Below are 15932 nucleotides of genomic sequence, written 5' to 3' on the forward strand. Positions count from 1 at the left end.
CCTAAAGCGTAATGCCGCTGTATTCGGCAACGGTATGCATGTCTTTGTCGCCCCGCCCCGAGACATTGACCAGAATGATCTGGTCGGGCGACAGCGTGGGGGCGAGCTTGGTGGCATAGGCAATTGCATGCGCGGATTCCAGTGCCGGCATAATGCCCTCGATGCGGCAGCACTCATGAAACGCGGCCAGGGCTTCTTGGTCGGTAATGCCCACATACTGGGCACGGCCGACATCCTTCAGCCAAGCGTGTTCCGGGCCAACGCCCGGGTAATCCAGGCCAGCGGAGATGGAATGGGTCTCGGTGATCTGGCCATTGGCGTCCTGCAGCAAATACGTGCGATTGCCGTGCAGCACCCCCACCACACCGCGATTAAGCGATGCGGCATGATGCCCGCTGTCCAGGCCCTGACCGGCAGCCTCGACCCCGATCAGATGGACGGATTCGTGTTCGATATAGGGGTGGAAAATACCGATGGCATTGGAGCCCCCTCCGACCGACGCGACCACGTAGTCGGGCTGGCGGCCCGCATCACGCGGCATTTGCTCCAGGCATTCACGGCCGATGATGGTCTGGAAGTCGCGCACCATCTGGGGATAAGGATGTGGCCCAGCCACCGTCCCGATAATATAAAAGGTGTCCTCGACGTGGGCAACCCAATCCCGCATGGCCTCGTTGAGTGCGTCCTTGAGGGTGCGCGAGCCGGATTCGACCGGCACCACCTGGGCGCCCAAGAGCTTCATGCGGTAGACATTGGATGCCTGACGGCGGACATCTTCACTACCCATATAGACCACGCATTCCAGGCCGTAGCGTGCCGCCACGGTGGCGGTGGCCACCCCATGCTGACCGGCCCCGGTCTCGGCAATGACGCGGGCTTTGCCCATGCGTCGGGCCAGCAAGGCCTGGCCAATGCAATTATTGACCTTATGGGCGCCGGTGTGATTGAGGTCTTCACGCTTGAACCAGATCTGGGCGCCGCCCAACTGTTGCGACCAGCGTCGCGCATGATAGACGGGGCTGGGACGCCCGACAAAGTGTTCAAGTTCGTCGGCGAACTCGCGCAGGAACTCCGGATCGTCACGGTATTGCTGATAGGCATCCCGCAAGGCATCCAGGGCATGCACCAGGGTTTCGGCCACGAACGAACCGCCAAACTGTCCGAAATGCCCCTGGGCATCCGGCAAATGATAGGGTTTCAAATCCAGACTCGCTTCTAAGGTGCCCAAGTCGGGCGGACAGACCACTGCGGCCAGCCAAACAGCCATTTTAGCAGCGCCCATCGTGATGCGTCGGGCTGCGCAAACTGGAGGTCAATGCCGACTGGCCTGAACCCCGGGCAATTCGTTGACCGCATCCAGCGCCTGACGGATCTGAGCGCCATCGCGGACCTCGATGGTGAATACCATATGGGCCAACGAACGACGGCTATGAGTCGTGACCCGCACCACACGCAGCCGCAAGCGGGCAAAGACCTCGGACAGGTCGCGCAACAAATTGGGCCGATCCTGGGCATGGATATTGAGGTCGACCGGATACATGGCCTGGCCGGTTTCGCCCCAATCCACCTGTATGCAGCGTTCTGGATGACGCAATACCAAGGCAGCCCAGGCGCTGCAGTCGCGACGGTGAATCGACACGCCTCGACCCCGGGTGACAAAGCCCTCGATGGCATCGGGCGGCGCTGGGCGACAGCAGCGCGCCAGCTGTGTCATCAGGGAATCCACCCCCACCACCAGTACGCCGCTCTTGCCGGTGCGCGATACGCTGCTGGCCTCGCTGGCATAGACCCGCGCCGCATCCGGCAGCGGTGCGCCGGGCTCGGCTTCGCGAAAGGCCTGATCGATCTGACGCAGGCTGAATTCTTCTTTGGCGGCGGCCACATAAAGATCATCGGCACGGGCAAAGCCGAGCTGCTGCGCCAAGTGTTCTTGATTGATGGCGGTCTTGCCCAGGCGCTGCAATTCCTTTTCGACCAGGGTCTGGCCTTGGGCGATACGCTGTTGCAGTTCGACCGCATTGAACCAGGCCCGGACCTTGGCCCGTGCCCGGGGGCTGGCCAAATAGGCCAGTTGCGGATTCAGCCAATCGCGCGAAGGTCCGCCGGACTTTGCGGCCATGATCTCGACGGTCTGCCCTGTACGCAGCCGGGTAGACAAGGGCACCATCTGGCCATCCACCCGCGCACCCCGGCAGCGATGCCCCAGATCGGTATGCAGCAAATAGGCAAAGTCCACCGGCGTCGCCCCAGCGGGGAGTTCGAGCACCCGGGCCTGGGGCGTCATGACGTAAATATGGTTGCTGACGGGCGGGGCCTCGGGGGCGGGCGCCGGGCCACCGTCCTCCTTCCAGGCCAGCAACTGGCGCATCCAGGATATCTTCTGGTCATCGGCGCCTGCCGCCGACACCTGCCCACCCCGGGCACCGGCTTCTTTATAGCGCCAGTGCGCGGCCATGCCGTATTCGGCGAAGCGGTGCATCTCGTGGGTGCGGATCTGCACCTCGAAGGCCCGGCCTTCCGCATCGGCCACCACGGTATGCAGGGAACGATAGCCATTGGGCTTGGGGCGGGCGATATAGTCGTCGAATTCCTCTGGCACAGGGATCCACATGGCATGGACCAGGGCCAGTGCGGCGTAGCAGGTACGCTCGTCAGCCACAATCACCCGCAAGGCACGCAGGTCAAAGAGCTGGTGGAATTCAAGATGCTTGATCCGCATCTTGTTCCAGATGCTATAGATGTGTTTGGGTCGGCCACTGATGTCGGCCCGGATATGCGCATCATCCAGTGCCGCCTGGAGGCGGCTCATGACCGCCTCGATGAAGGCCTCGCGCTCGATGCGTTTTTCCTCGAGCTGACGCGCAATCGACTTATAGGTATCGGGCTGTAAAAACCGGAACGACAGGTCTTCCATTTCCCATTTCAGTTGCCAGATCCCCAGGCGATTGGCCAATGGCGTATATAAGGCCATGGTCTCGCGGGCGAACTCGGGGGGGCACGGCGTACGGCTGGCGGCATACCAGCGCAAGGACTGCAGCCGCGAAGCCAACCGCATCAACACGATGCGCAGATCCGCCGCCATGGCCAACAGCATCTTGCGCTGCATTTCTTTTTGGTCGGCCCCGGAATCCGCCCCGGCACGCCCAGCCACCGCCCCCAGCATCAGCAGGGCGCGCGCCCCCTGAACCAGCGTGGCGACATCTGGGCCAAAGGCCTTGCGCAAAGGGTCCGTGCGGGACAACTGGCCCGCCGGGACGGGCTGCACCGCCAGCAATGCCCCCGCCCGGGTGGCAGCATCCGAGCCCAGCTCGGCAAGAATCAGCGCAACTGCGGCGCAATGCGCATCCAAGGCCTCGCCTGTGCTGGCCATCGCCTGCTGCAAAGGTAGACGCACCCAATCCACCGCCTGCTGCAGCAAGGCTACCCCGGCCTCGTCCAGCCCCTGGGAGGCAGCCCGAAACCAGTCCGCATCGAAGGGATCAGAAGGTGCTACGACGGTAGAGTGGCTCATGACACGAGAAACATTCAGATAGGTTCGGCGGATACTAGACTCTATACTACTTGAGTCCAGCGGGCGGCACCCCTACCTGCATATCAGGCTCTGGCTGCCAAGGCACGTAAATTAGGTAAAATCCCGGATGGCCTTTGTTGGCTTTGTTTTTCTGCCGGAGCACCTCATGACCCACGTCGTCACCGAAAACTGTATTAAATGTAAATATACCGACTGCGTCGATGTCTGTCCGGTGGACTGTTTTCGCGAAGGGCCTAATTTTCTGGTCATCGACCCCGAAGAATGCATCGATTGTGCTGTCTGCGTGCCAGAATGTCCGGCCAACGCCATTTTCGCCGAAGAAGACGTCCCCCAGGATCAGGTCGATTACATCCCGCTGAACGCAGAACTTTCTCCTACTTTTGGCCCCATCAATCGTTCGCTCACCCCGCTGGATGGCGCCGACGACTGGAATGGCGTGGCTGACAAACTCAAGTATTTAGAGCGTCCCTGACGCTTCTGTCTGCAAAAGGCAACTCTTGCGACCGGGTATTTACTCACATCGGGTAATCCCGCTAGCGCATCGTCATGTTTACCGGTACTTTATATCTGCACGCAATATACCTTGGCGCACGATCTGCGCCGCTGCAGACCACCGGAACGCACCACTATGCTGTATGACCTTCATGAACTCCAGCGCACTATTCTTGCGCCTCTGACTGCCTTTACCGAAACTGGCTCACAGCTGTTCTCCAATCCCTACAGCCCCCTAGCGTATACCCCGCTGTCGCGTCAATTCGCCGCCACCTACGAACTGGCCCACCGCATGGGCAAAGAATACGAAAAACCCGCCTGGAACCTGCACACCACAACAATCGACAAACAAGAAGTCGCCGTCACCGAAGAAACCGTCCTGGCGCAGCCCTTCTGTCGCCTGGTGCATTTCCGCCGTGACACACAAAATCAGGACCCCTGTATTTTGCTGGTGGCCCCCCTATCGGGCCACCATGCGACACTGTTGCGCGACACGGTCCGTACCCTGCTGCCCAACCACGATGTCTACGTCACCGACTGGATCGACGCCCGCATGGTGCCGGCCAGCGAAGGCACCTTTGGCTTGGACGACTACGTTCACTATGTCCAGACTTTCCTGCGCCACCTGGGACCGGATACCCACGTCATTTCCGTCTGCCAGCCCACAGTGCCGGTACTCGCTGCCGTATCGCTGCTGGCCAGCCACAACGACCCCTGCCAGCCGCGCACCATGACCATGATGGGCGGCCCGATCGACGCCAGCAAATCCCCCACCCAGGTCAATCGGCTGGCCACCACAAAATCCTACTCCTGGTTCGAGGACAACCTCATCCACCGTGTTCCCGCCCGCTACCCGGGCATAGGCCGCCAGGTCTATCCCGGGTTTCTGCAGCACACCGGCTTTGTCGCCATGAATCCGGATCGCCACCTGAAATCACACTACGATTTCTACCTGCACCTGCTGCGCGGCGACGATAACGACGCTGAGGCCCATCGCCGTTTCTACGACGAATACAACGCCGTTCTGGACATGCCAGCGCAGTTCTATCTGGACACCATTCGCACCGTATTCCAGGACTTCCGCCTACCCCAGGGCACTTGGATCATTGATGGCGACCTGGTCGACCCGACCGCCATTCGCCACACCGCCTTGCTGACCATCGAAGGCGAACTCGACGATATCTCCGGTTCCGGCCAGACGCATGCCGCCCAGGATTTGTGCAAAAACCTGCCAGACTCCATGCGTGAAGCCTACACCGCCGCCGAGTGCGGCCATTACGGGATTTTCTCCGGCCGCCGGTGGCGTTCGCGGATCTATCCTAAAATCTCCGCTTTCATCCGCGCTCACCCATAAATCCAGCCCTTCTCGTACTGCCCTGCCCCAAACGGCAGGGCATGCGCATTGCGCGGCACTCTTTTACACTGGCCGTGCCATGTCTTCCCTGATCGATACGCTTGACGCCCTGCTGCCCCAGACTCAATGCGGCCAGTGCGGCTTCGACGGCTGCCGTCCCTATGCGCAGGCCATGGCCGACGGCCAGGCTGAAATCAACCGCTGCCCACCGGGCGGCCCGCAGACCATTGCTACCCTGGCCCAGGCCCTGGGTCGTCCCATCCTGCCGTTGGACCCCGACTGTGGCACCCACCAGCCGTTTCGCGTTGCCCTGATCGACGAGGAACACTGCATCGGCTGCACCCTCTGCATCCAGGCATGCCCGGTGGATGCCATTCTAGGGGCCAACCAAAGCATGCATACCGTGATCGAGGACGACTGCACAGGCTGCGAGCGCTGTGTCGCCCCCTGCCCGGTCGACTGCATCAGCATGGTGCCCGCCGGACGCGACTGGACGATACAGGACGCAGATACCGCCCGCGTGCGTTATATGGCCCGCAACGAACGCCTGCAAGCTCGTCACGCCGAAGCCGATAGCCCAGCCGCCCGCACCCTGGCCAACAAACCCACCCTGGCCGCGCCCACATCCGACCACGACAAACAAGACCGCATTGCCCAGGCTCTGGCTCGGGCACGCGCCCGACGCCCATGAAGCGCACCGCCATCGAAGAATGCTTTCGCCGCTGGCAAGCAGCCAACCCCCACCCGGAAACCGAACTGGAATACGACAGCACCTTCCAGTTGCTGATTGCCGTCATCCTGTCGGCTCAGGCCACCGACCGATCCGTCAACCTGGCCACCCAGCGATTCTTCCCCAAACACGGAACCCCCGAAGGCCTGCTGGCCCTGGGCGAAACAGGGCTGACCGAGGCCATCCGCACCATCGGCCTGTACAAGACCAAGGCACGCAACATCATCCGCACCTGCGAACTGCTGCTGCAACACCACGCTGGCCAGGTGCCTGACCAGCGCGAAGCCCTGGAAGCCCTGCCTGGCGTGGGCCGAAAAACCGCCAATGTGGTCTTGAACACCGCCTTTCGTCAGCCCACCATGGCAGTGGACACGCATATATTCCGGGTCTCCAACCGCACCGGCATCGCCCCGGGCAAGACCGTGCTGGCCGTAGAGCAGGCCCTGCTGCGGCGTGTGCCCAAGGCCTATCTGCTGGATGCCCATCATTGGCTGATTCTGCATGGCCGCTACGTCTGCGTGGCCCGCAAGCCCAAGTGCCCGCAATGCCCCATTGCCGATCTGTGCGACTACCCGGACAAAACGCCCCTCTGATGTAAAACCCCAATGGCGATCCGCAAACTGTTATCTCATACTTAAAGCACTTCGCCACACGGGCATGACAAAAAGTTTCGACACATCAGGGCATCATGGGCACAGATCAATCCATCATCCTCGAAACCCGCAACCTCACCAAGACTTTTCTGGGGTTCGTCGCGGTCGATGCAGTCAATCTTCAGGTGCAGCGCGGCCATATTCACGCTCTGATCGGTCCCAACGGCGCAGGCAAGACCACCTGCTTCAATCTCCTCACCAAATTCATCAAACCCACCCAGGGCCAGATCTATTTCGACGGCCAGGAGATCACCCACGATCAGCCCGCCGACATCGCCCGCAAAGGCATCATCCGATCTTTCCAGATCTCCGCCGTATTTCCTCAGCTGTCCGTGCTAGATAACGTGCGTATCGCCTTGCAGCGCAACACCGGCCTGTCCTTTCACTTCTGGCGCAGCGAACGCAGCCTCGCTCCCCTGAACCAGCGGGCGCAGGCGCTGCTCGACGAAGTCGGCCTGGGTGGCTTTGCCGACGAAATCACCGTGAATCTGCCCTATGGCCGCAAACGCGCCCTGGAAATCGCCACCACCCTGGCCATGGAACCCAGCCTGATGCTGCTGGACGAACCCACCCAAGGCATGGGCCACGAAGACGTGGACCGCGTCACCCAGCTCATCAAACAGGTCAGCGTCGGACGCACCATCCTGATGGTCGAGCACAATATGAAGGTCGTTTCCTCGATTGCCGACCGCATCACGGTACTGGCCCGAGGGGCCGTCCTGGCCGAAGGCGATTATGCGGCTGTGTCCAACAATCCAGCCGTGATGGAAGCCTACATGGGCACCACCCAAGGGGAACTCGAAGGAGCCCAAGCATGAACAGCAGCACCCCCGCCCTGGAAATCTCCGACCTGCAAGCCTGGTACGGCGAATCCCATGTCCTGCACGGCGTCAATATGCGCGTTGAACCTGGTCAGGTCGTCACCTTGTTGGGCCGCAATGGCGCGGGACGCACCACAACGCTGCGCGCACTGCTGGGCCTGACCAGCCGGCGCACTGGCTCCATCCGTATCCAGGGCACCGAATCCATCCACATGCCCACTTACCGTATTGCCCACCTGGGCATCGGCTACTGCCCCGAAGAACGCGGCATCTTTGCCTCTTTATCGTGCGAAGAAAACCTGCTGCTGCCACCCACTGTAGGCAATACGCTGGGCGGCGGCATGTCGCTGGCTGAAATCTACGATATGTTTCCCAATCTGCTGGAACGCCGCCACTCCCCCGGCACCCGCCTGTCCGGGGGTGAACAACAAATGCTGGCCGTGGCCCGCATTCTGCGCACCGGCGCCAACCTGCTGCTGCTCGACGAGATCTCCGAGGGCCTGGCCCCCGTCATTGTCCAGGCCCTGGCCCGCATGATCACCACCTTGAAGGCCAAGGGCTACACCATCGTCATGGTCGAACAGAACTTCCGTTTCGCCGCCCCGCTGGCCGATCACTTCTACATCATGGAACACGGCCAGATCATCGAAGAATTCCCCGCTGCCCAGCTCTCAGAAAAAAAACACACGCTCGACAGCCTGCTGGGCGTCTGACGTTCTTTACCTCATCCGCCGGCATCGCCGACTACTTCAGGAGACTTCCCATGAAATTGCGTACCCTATCAGCCGCACTCGCTGCGGTCGGCCTGGGTCTGAGCCTATCCGCCCAGGCTGCCGGGATATCCAACGATGTCATCCGCATCGGTTTCATCACCGATATGTCCGGGGTCTATGCCGACGTGGATGGCAGTGGCGGGGCCGATGCCATCCGCATGGCCATCGCCGACATGGGTGGCGAGATCGACGGCAAGAAAATCGAATTCCTGGCCGCCGACCACCAGAACAAGCCGGATATCGCCTCGGCCCGGGCCCGCGACTGGTTCGATACCGAAAACATGGACATGCTGATAGGCGGCACCAATTCGGCCACCGCACTGGCCATGGCCGGCGTCGCCGCCGAAAAGAAAAAACCCTTTATCGCCATTGGTCCGGGGTCTTCTCTGCTGACCAACGATAAATGCACCCCCTATACCATCCACTACGCCTACAACACGACCGCTCTGGCCAATGGCACGGGCTCGGCCGTGGTGAACGAAGGCGGCAAATCCTGGTTCTTCCTGACGGCCGACTATGCGTTTGGCCATTCGCTGGAACAAGACACCGCTAAGGTCGTCAAGGCCAACGGCGGTACGGTCGTGGGCCAGGTCCGCGCCCCCTTGTCCACCACCGATTTTTCTTCGTTCCTGCTGCAGGCTCAGTCCTCCGGCGCCCAAGTCCTGGGCCTGGCCAACGCCGGGGGGGACTTCATCAATTCGGTCAAGGCCGCCAAGGAATTCGGCATCACCGAAACCATGAAACTTGCCGGGCTGCTGGTGTTCATTAACGATATCCATGCCCTGGGGCTGGACAACACCGCCGGCCTGTACCTGACCACGCCCTGGTACTGGGATCAGTCCGATGCTTCCCGCACCTGGGCCAAGCGTTTCTTCGACAAGCTGGACCGCGCCCCGTCATTCGTCCAGGCCGCCGATTACTCCGCCGCGCTGAACTACCTGAAAGCCGTCAAAGCCACCGGATCGGATGATGGCGACACCATCATGAAATACCTGAAATCGAACAAAATCAACGATATGTTCGTCAAGGACGGCTATGTCCGCAAAGACGGCCTGTTCATGCACGATATGTACCTGGCTCAAGTCAAACGCCCAGATCAATCCAAAGCACCCTGGGACTACTACAACATCGTGCGCGATCTGCCTGCAGAAGCCGTCTACGGGGCAGAATCCACCTCTACCTGCCCCTTGCTCAAGGGCTGATTGCCACACCTGAACCGGATGGCCCTGCACCTGCGGCAAGGCCATCCCATCGTGTACTCCGGTCACCCGCCTTTGTTGCAGCCCTATGATTGAACTCTTTGGTGTACCTATCCAGGCTTTGCTGGGCCAGCTGTTGCTGGGCTTGGTCAATGGCTCGTTTTATGCCGTGCTGTCCCTAGGGCTGGCCATTATCTTTGGCCTGCTCAACATCATCAACTTCACCCACGGCGCCCTATACATGCTGGGTGCTTTTGTGGCCTGGCTGGGGCTGCAATACCTGGGTCTCAATTACTGGGTGATGCTGGTGCTCTCGCCCATCGTGGTGGGGCTGTTCGGCATCATCCTGGAGCGCCTGCTGCTGCGCCACTTGTACAAACTCGATCCACTCTATGGCCTGCTGCTCACCTTTGGTCTGGCCCTGATCATCGAAGGCCTGTTTCGCAGCATCTACGGCGTATCCGGCCAGCCCTACTCCACGCCTGCCTTGTTGCAGGGCGGGGTAAATCTGGGCTTTATGTACCTGCCCATCTATCGCGGCTGGGTCGTGATTGCCTCCATTCTGGCCTGCCTGTCCACTTGGTTCCTGATTGAAAAAACCCACTTGGGGGCCTTGCTGCGGGCCGGCACTGAAAACGCAAAACTCGTCGAGGCTTTCGGCGTCAATGTTCCCTTGATGATCTCGCTCACCTTTGGCTTGGGCGTGGGCCTGGCCGCCTTTGCCGGCGTGCTGGCCGCCCCCATTCTGCAAGTCTCGCCGCTCATGGGCTCCAACCTCATCATCGTCGTGTTCGCCGTGGTCGTCATCGGCGGCATGGGCTCCATCCTGGGGTCTATCGTCACCGGCCTTGGATTGGGCATCATCGAGGGCTTCACCAAGGTCTTCTGGCCTGAGGCCTCCAGCACCGTGGTCTTCATCATCATGGTGATTGTCTTGCTGCTGCGCCCGGCAGGGCTGTTCGGGAAAGAATCATGAATCGTCAACTTATCGGCTACCTGATCGCCATTCTCGTCATTGCGGCGCTGCCTGCCATCGGAGCCTATCCGATCTTCATCATGAAGGTCATGTGCTATGCCCTGTTTGCCTGTGCCTTCAATCTGCTGCTGGGCTACACCGGGCTGCTGTCCTTTGGTCATGCGGCGTTTCTGGGGCTGGCAGGCTATGCCTGCGGCCAGGCCCTGAGCATCTGGGGCTGGCCCACGGCCAGCGGTCTGTTATTCGGCACGTTCAGCGCCGCCTTGCTGGGGCTGGTGTTCGGCCTGCTGTCCATCCGGCGCAGCGGCATTTATTTCGCCATGATCACGCTGGCGCTGGCGCAAATGCTGTTCTTCTACTTTCTGCAGGCGCCCTTCACGGGCGGCGAAGACGGCCTGCAAGGCATTCCACGTGGCAGCATCCTGGGCCTGGATCTCAGTCAGGACATCAATCTGTATTATGTGGTGATGGCGATTTTCGTCCTGGGCTATGCCCTGATCTGGCGCACAGTGCATTCACCCTTTGGTCAGGCCCTGAAGGCCATCCGCGAAAACGAGGCCCGCATGGTCTCCCTGGGCTACCACGTCGATCGCTTCAAACTCCTGGCCTTTGTGCTGTCGGCCGCTTTATCCGGCCTGGCGGGTGCCACAAAATCCGTGGTCTTCGTCTCGGCCACGCTGTCTGACGCCACCTGGCAGATGTCCGGCATGGTCATCCTGATGACCCTGATCGGCGGCATGGGCACCCTGACCGGGCCGGTACTGGGGGCCATTATCGTGGTGGCACTGGAAAACAAGGTCGGTGACATCGGTCGATTTCTGATGCAGGAAACCGGGATCGTCTGGTTCCGGGTGCTGGGCGAATCCGTGACCATCGTCATCGGCCTGATCTTTGTCATCTGCGTACTGACCTTCCGCCGAGGCATCATCGGCGAATGGCTGCATCGTCACCAACTGCGCAAGGCAAAAACCTGATAATTGGCAGCTATTGCATTGATTCGGCCTTGGCTGCCCTGGTTTCCCAGGGTGCCAAGGCCGAACTTTTAGCCTGAAACGCATGCTTCGCTAGTCAGGCAAGTTGAAAAACAGCCGTGATCAGCCTTTGACCAGCGGACAAGTGCTGTCGGCCAAAGGGATAGACACGAGATCAGCCGGCAAGGTGCGCAGGATATTGTAGTAATCCCAAGGGCCCTTGGATTCGGCAGGGGTCTTGACCTGCACCAGATACATATCGTGCGCCATCCAACCGTCCTTACGTACCACCCCGTTTTCAGCAAAGAAATCATGCACGGGAAGTTCGCGCATTTTTTCGGCCACGACCTTGCCATCCGTACTGCCCGCCGCCTTCACAGCCTTCAGGTAGTGCAAGGTCGATGAATACACACTGGCCTGCACCATACCGGGCTGGCGGCCGGTTTGCTCCATGAAGCGAGCAGAGAATTTCCGGCTGGCATCATCGCGGTTCCAGTAAAACGGCGTGGTCGCCACCAGCCCCTGGGCCTTTTCCAGCCCCAGCGCATGCACATCGCTGATGACGATGCCCAGAGCGACCAGCTTCTGGCCTCCTTGGGTCAGGCCGAACTCAGCCGCTTGCTTGATGCTGTTGCTGGTATCGGCCCCGGCATTGGCCAAAGCCACTGCCTGCGCCTTGGAGGACTGAGCCTGCAGCAGGAAGGACGCAAAATCCGACGTCCCCACCGGATGGAAGACCTCGCCCACGATCTGGCCGCCGTTTTTCTCCACGACCTTGGTCAGGTCAGCTGCCAATTGCTTGCCATAGGCATAATCCGCCCCCAGAATAAACCAGCTCTTGGCACCTTCCTGGACCAAGCCAGTTGCGGTACCGACCGACGAGGCATAAGTGTCGAACGCCCAATGAAAACCCGTCGGCGAGCAGGCCTTGCCGGTCAAAGCGGCAGAAAACGGCCCGGAAGCAATCGTGATCTTGCCTTTTTCCTGGGCCAGGCCCTGCACGGCCAGCGCCACGGCGGAATTGGTCAAATCCCCAATCATCTCGACATGATCGACATCGAACCACTTACGCGCGACCGACGTCGCAATATCGGTCTTGTTCTGGTGATCAGCGGAGACAACCTCGATTTTGCGCCCCAGGACCTCGCCGCCAAAATCCTTGACCGCCATCTGCGCCGCTGTGACGGACGTTGCGCCGCCAAAATCAGAATACAGACCGGATTGGTCATTCAAGATCCCAATACGCAGTGGCTCGGTGCCCGCAGCACCAGCCCACGATGGAATCGCCGCCGCCAGCGCCATCCACAGCAATAGCTTCTTCGTCTTCATGGGTGTTGTCTCCGATGTCGTTATATGGTGGACCTCGGACCCCATCCAAGTTGGCACTGCCTCATGAACCACAGGGGCGCGATGTCCTCAGACAACCATCCGAAGCTTCCCTGTCGAGGTTATCGCCATGCAGACAGACATGTCAATGTGACGTAAGGTGAGTCGGCAGTGCGAGGCTCACACCATCGATAATCGTGTCGCTCTTTTGGCCGCCGATCCAGCCCTTGAGTTCGAGCAAACCTCCGGGCCGACCATATCGCCCCTTCGGCAATCAGGGTGGCCAGGCGCCTATCTTTGCGGCAATCGGGGTGGCCAGGCACCTGGCCACCCCGATGAGGTCTCGAACGAAGGCAGAGCTGGCCTGCAGGGCGCTCCGACTCGCCTGGCGCAAAACAGTCCTCAAGGACTGTTTTGTGTCCCGGTCTCCCCACCTCGCGCCTTGCAGGGCGCTCCGACTCGCCTGGCGCAAAACAGTCCTCAAGGACTGTTTTGTGTCCCGGCGAGTCCCAGATAACTTTCGATGATTCGGGGATGACCAGACAGCGAGGCAGCATCGCCCTGCAGCACCAAAGAGCCAGTTTCCAGAACATAACCAGCATCCGCAACGTGCAAAGCGGCGCGGGCATTTTGCTCGACCAGCAGAATCGACACCCCGGTACTGCGCAAGTGGGAAATCGTCTGGAATATTTCGCGCACCACCCGGGGCGCCAGGCCCAGGCTGGGTTCATCCAGCATCAACAAAGAGGGCCGCGCCATCAAGGCCCGTCCCACAGCCAGCATCTGACGTTCGCCGCCGGACAAAGTCCCCGCCGCTTGCTGGGCGCGTTCTTGAAGCCGGGGAAACAGATCAAATACCTGATCCAGCGTGTCCTGCCAGCCATGCTCGCCGGCGCGGTACAACCGGAAGCCCCCCAGCAATAAATTATCGTGCACCGACATGCTGGCAAAGAGTTCGCGCTTTTCTGGCACCAGGCTGAGTCCCAGGCCCACCCGGCGCTCGATATCCCAATCCTGGATCGCCTGCCCCTGGAACAACACCTGCCCCTGACTATGGCCGCGCTGCGGCAAAGCCCCCATCAAGGCATTGAGCAAAGTCGATTTTCCGGCCCCATTCGCGCCGATCACCGTGACAATCTGTCCGCGTCCCACCACCAGATCAATCGGATCCAGCGCGGCCACCTTGCCGTACTGGGCCGACAGGCCCTTGACCGTCAGGACGGCATCCGTCGTGTTATTCATGAATGGGCCTTTTGCTGGATCGCCGAGTCGGCAGGCGGAGGCGTCTGCGCAGCAGCCGAGACATCCCAGTCCTCGTCCACGCCGCCCAAATAGGCCTCCAGTACAGCGGGGTCATGGCGGATATCGGCCGGAATCCCCTCGGCCAGACGTGTCCCGAAGTCCATGACCAGCAAATGATCCGTGAGCTTCATCACAAAATCCATGTCGTGCTCCACCAGCAGCAGGCTCATGCCTTCTTGACGCAGTTGATCCAGCACCGTCGCCAAGGCCTGTTTTTCCTGGAAACGCAAGCCGGCGGCGGGCTCATCCAGCAACAGCAGAATTGGATCGCCACACAAGGCCCGCGCAATCTCGACGATGCGCTGACGACCCAACGGCAGACTGCCTGCCGGCCGATCCATCACATCCCCCAGCCCGACGCGCTGCAGTTGGCGGGCGGCTTCTTGCATCAACGACGCCTCGCTGGCGCGATCCAGCCGCAAGGCCGCTGACATCACCCCGGCCTGACTGCGCAGATGCGCCCCCAGGGCCACGTTGTCCAGTACCGTCATATCGGGCAACAACTGCACGTGCTGGAAGCTGCGCACCAGGCCACGACGGGCGATCTCATGCGCCGACTGGCCATCGATGCGTTCGCCCATGAACCGAACCTGCCCCGCGCTCAGTGCCAGCACACCGCTGATCAAATTGAAGGTCGTGCTCTTGCCGGCCCCATTGGGACCGATCAAGCCCATGATTTCACCGGCACGCAAGCTGAAGCTGATGTCGTTGACGGCCACCAGGCCGCCGAATTCTTTGCGAACCTGATCGACCTCGAGCACCAGTGAACCGGCGGCAGGCAAGGCGCGCCGGGGTAAATCGGCGGCAGGCGCTGCATTGCGCACGGCTTTTTGCGCCTGCGTGTCCGGCCCGCCCCCCAGCCAGTGACCCAGCCGCGCCAGCCACGGCCACAGGCCATCGCGAGCAAACTGCAGCACCAGGATCATCAGCACACCAAAGACCAGCAAATCGAGATTGATGCCTGTACCCACCAGCTTGGGCAAGACATTCTGCAACTGGTCCTTGACCAGCAAAATCGTGGCGGCCCCAACAACAGCCCCCCAGACGCTGCCCGCGCCGCCCACCACGGCCATGAACAGGTATTCGATACCATATCCAAGCCCAAAAGGGCTAGGACTGACGGCCCGCTGCATGTGGGCATACAACCAGCCTGATACGCTGCCCAACAGGGCAGCATAGACAAAAATGACGACTTTATAGTGCGCCAGGTCCACCCCGAAGGATTCGGCCATGGCACCGCTGCGCAAGGCCCGGATGGCCCGCCCTGAACGGGAATCCAGCAAATTATGCGTGGCCCACAGAGCCAGCAACAAAGCCAACCAGATCAAGACATACATGGATTCGCTGGCCCCCAGCGACCAGTCGCCCAGGCTGATGGGCGGAATCCCGGCAATGCCGTCGTAGCGTCCGAGAAAATCCAGGTTGCCGTACAGGTAGTACAGCGCCAGACACCACGCCAGGGTGCATAAGGGCAGATAATGACCTGACAAACGCAACGTGATCAGGCCCAGACCATAGGCCACCAGGCACGTCAGCAACAAACCCGCCAACAGCCCCAGCCAGGGCGAGACGCCCACCGCCGTGGTCAGCCAAGCCGTGGAGTACGCCCCCAGCCCCACAAAGGCGGACTGTCCAAACGAGGTCAGGCCCCCGACCCCTGTCAATAGCACCAGCCCCAGCACCACCAGGCTGTACAGGCCGATGTAGTTCATCTGGGTAATCCAGAAAGCCGGTATTCCGGGAATCCAAGGCAAAAAAGCCAACACCAGCAGGGCTGCGCCTGCAATCAAACGGCTGCGCATC

At 60.8% G+C, this 15932-nt stretch carries 14 protein-coding genes; 9 read left to right on the forward strand and 5 right to left on the reverse strand.

Annotated features, from left to right (window positions below):
- Position 1: 1 nt before the first annotated feature.
- Entirely contained in the window at positions 2-1201 is a 1200-nt protein-coding gene (gene trpB, locus VDP81_RS04680; protein WP_322996942.1) for a tryptophan synthase subunit beta, read from the reverse strand.
- Between the two features lie 111 nt (positions 1202-1312).
- A complete protein-coding gene (locus VDP81_RS04685; RefSeq protein ID WP_322996802.1) occupies positions 1313-3511 on the reverse strand; it encodes a bifunctional (p)ppGpp synthetase/guanosine-3',5'-bis(diphosphate) 3'-pyrophosphohydrolase in 2199 nt (732 codons plus the stop codon).
- Between the two features lie 166 nt (positions 3512-3677).
- On the opposite strand from VDP81_RS04685, the gene fdxA reads away from it, so the two are divergent.
- The 9 genes from fdxA to VDP81_RS04730 all read left to right on the forward strand — a co-directional run bounded on the left by fdxA (position 3678) and on the right by VDP81_RS04730 (position 11504).
- A complete protein-coding gene (gene fdxA, locus VDP81_RS04690) occupies positions 3678-4004 on the forward strand; it encodes a ferredoxin FdxA (protein ID WP_322996801.1) in 327 nt (108 codons plus the stop codon).
- 156 nt (positions 4005-4160) lie between these two features.
- Entirely contained in the window at positions 4161-5378 is a 1218-nt protein-coding gene (locus VDP81_RS04695; protein ID WP_322996800.1) for a polyhydroxyalkanoate depolymerase, read from the forward strand.
- Positions 5269-6069: an RnfABCDGE type electron transport complex subunit B gene (locus tag VDP81_RS04700; RefSeq protein ID WP_323011689.1), complete on the forward strand. Its 801-nt coding sequence runs from the start codon at positions 5269-5271 to the stop codon at positions 6067-6069. Before VDP81_RS04695 ends, VDP81_RS04700 begins: the two co-directional genes overlap by 110 nt.
- The gene (gene nth, locus VDP81_RS04705) at positions 6066-6701 is read left to right on the forward strand and encodes an endonuclease III (RefSeq protein WP_322996798.1); all 636 of its coding nucleotides are present in this window, start codon (positions 6066-6068) and stop codon (positions 6699-6701) included. Before VDP81_RS04700 ends, nth begins: the two co-directional genes overlap by 4 nt.
- A gap of 95 nt (positions 6702-6796) precedes the next feature.
- Positions 6797-7579 carry an ABC transporter ATP-binding protein gene (locus VDP81_RS04710; protein ID WP_322996797.1) on the forward strand — a complete coding sequence of 261 codons (783 nt, stop codon included), beginning with the start codon at positions 6797-6799 and terminating at the stop codon, positions 7577-7579.
- Positions 7576-8295, forward strand: coding sequence for an ABC transporter ATP-binding protein (locus VDP81_RS04715; RefSeq protein WP_322996796.1), 720 nt, complete (start codon positions 7576-7578; stop codon positions 8293-8295). The genes VDP81_RS04710 and VDP81_RS04715 overlap by 4 nt, the downstream gene beginning before the upstream one ends.
- A 50-nt stretch (positions 8296-8345) precedes the next feature.
- Positions 8346-9557: an ABC transporter substrate-binding protein gene (locus VDP81_RS04720; RefSeq protein ID WP_323011690.1), complete on the forward strand. Its 1212-nt coding sequence runs from the start codon at positions 8346-8348 to the stop codon at positions 9555-9557.
- Between the two features lie 85 nt (positions 9558-9642).
- Positions 9643-10530: a branched-chain amino acid ABC transporter permease gene (locus tag VDP81_RS04725; protein WP_322996794.1), complete on the forward strand. Its 888-nt coding sequence runs from the start codon at positions 9643-9645 to the stop codon at positions 10528-10530.
- Positions 10527-11504 carry a branched-chain amino acid ABC transporter permease gene (locus tag VDP81_RS04730; RefSeq protein WP_323011691.1) on the forward strand — a complete coding sequence of 326 codons (978 nt, stop codon included), beginning with the start codon at positions 10527-10529 and terminating at the stop codon, positions 11502-11504. Before VDP81_RS04725 ends, VDP81_RS04730 begins: the two co-directional genes overlap by 4 nt.
- Positions 11505-11624: 120 nt before the next feature.
- On the opposite strand, the gene VDP81_RS04735 is transcribed toward VDP81_RS04730, so the two are convergent.
- From VDP81_RS04735 to VDP81_RS04745, 3 genes are all read right to left on the reverse strand, one after another.
- Entirely contained in the window at positions 11625-12830 is a 1206-nt protein-coding gene (locus VDP81_RS04735) for an ABC transporter substrate-binding protein (protein WP_322996792.1), read from the reverse strand.
- Between the two features lie 477 nt (positions 12831-13307).
- The gene (locus VDP81_RS04740) at positions 13308-14069 is read right to left on the reverse strand and encodes an ABC transporter ATP-binding protein (RefSeq protein WP_323011692.1); all 762 of its coding nucleotides are present in this window, start codon (positions 14067-14069) and stop codon (positions 13308-13310) included.
- Positions 14066-15931 carry a branched-chain amino acid ABC transporter ATP-binding protein/permease gene (locus VDP81_RS04745; RefSeq protein ID WP_323011693.1) on the reverse strand — a complete coding sequence of 622 codons (1866 nt, stop codon included), beginning with the start codon at positions 15929-15931 and terminating at the stop codon, positions 14066-14068. The genes VDP81_RS04740 and VDP81_RS04745 overlap by 4 nt, the downstream gene beginning before the upstream one ends.
- Position 15932 lies beyond the last annotated feature (1 nt).

Origin of the sequence: Castellaniella sp. (assembly GCF_034675845.1) — a bacterium.
In the GTDB taxonomy this organism is placed as follows: Bacteria; Pseudomonadota; Gammaproteobacteria; order Burkholderiales; family Burkholderiaceae_B; genus Castellaniella.

Coding starts and splice junctions, on each gene's coding strand:
- VDP81_RS04685 (WP_322996802.1), bottom strand. CDS start 3,511: ATGAGCCACTCTACCGTCGTAGCACCTTCTGATCCCTTCGATGCGGAC.
- fdxA (WP_322996801.1), top strand. CDS start 3,678: ATGACCCACGTCGTCACCGAAAACTGTATTAAATGTAAATATACCGAC.
- VDP81_RS04695 (WP_322996800.1), top strand. CDS start 4,161: ATGCTGTATGACCTTCATGAACTCCAGCGCACTATTCTTGCGCCTCTG.
- nth (WP_322996798.1), top strand. CDS start 6,066: ATGAAGCGCACCGCCATCGAAGAATGCTTTCGCCGCTGGCAAGCAGCC.
- VDP81_RS04710 (WP_322996797.1), top strand. CDS start 6,797: ATGGGCACAGATCAATCCATCATCCTCGAAACCCGCAACCTCACCAAG.
- VDP81_RS04715 (WP_322996796.1), top strand. CDS start 7,576: ATGAACAGCAGCACCCCCGCCCTGGAAATCTCCGACCTGCAAGCCTGG.
- VDP81_RS04720 (WP_323011690.1), top strand. CDS start 8,346: ATGAAATTGCGTACCCTATCAGCCGCACTCGCTGCGGTCGGCCTGGGT.
- VDP81_RS04725 (WP_322996794.1), top strand. CDS start 9,643: ATGATTGAACTCTTTGGTGTACCTATCCAGGCTTTGCTGGGCCAGCTG.
- VDP81_RS04730 (WP_323011691.1), top strand. CDS start 10,527: ATGAATCGTCAACTTATCGGCTACCTGATCGCCATTCTCGTCATTGCG.
- VDP81_RS04735 (WP_322996792.1), bottom strand. CDS start 12,830: ATGAAGACGAAGAAGCTATTGCTGTGGATGGCGCTGGCGGCGGCGATT.
- VDP81_RS04740 (WP_323011692.1), bottom strand. CDS start 14,069: ATGAATAACACGACGGATGCCGTCCTGACGGTCAAGGGCCTGTCGGCC.
- VDP81_RS04745 (WP_323011693.1), bottom strand. CDS start 15,931: ATGCGCAGCCGTTTGATTGCAGGCGCAGCCCTGCTGGTGTTGGCTTTT.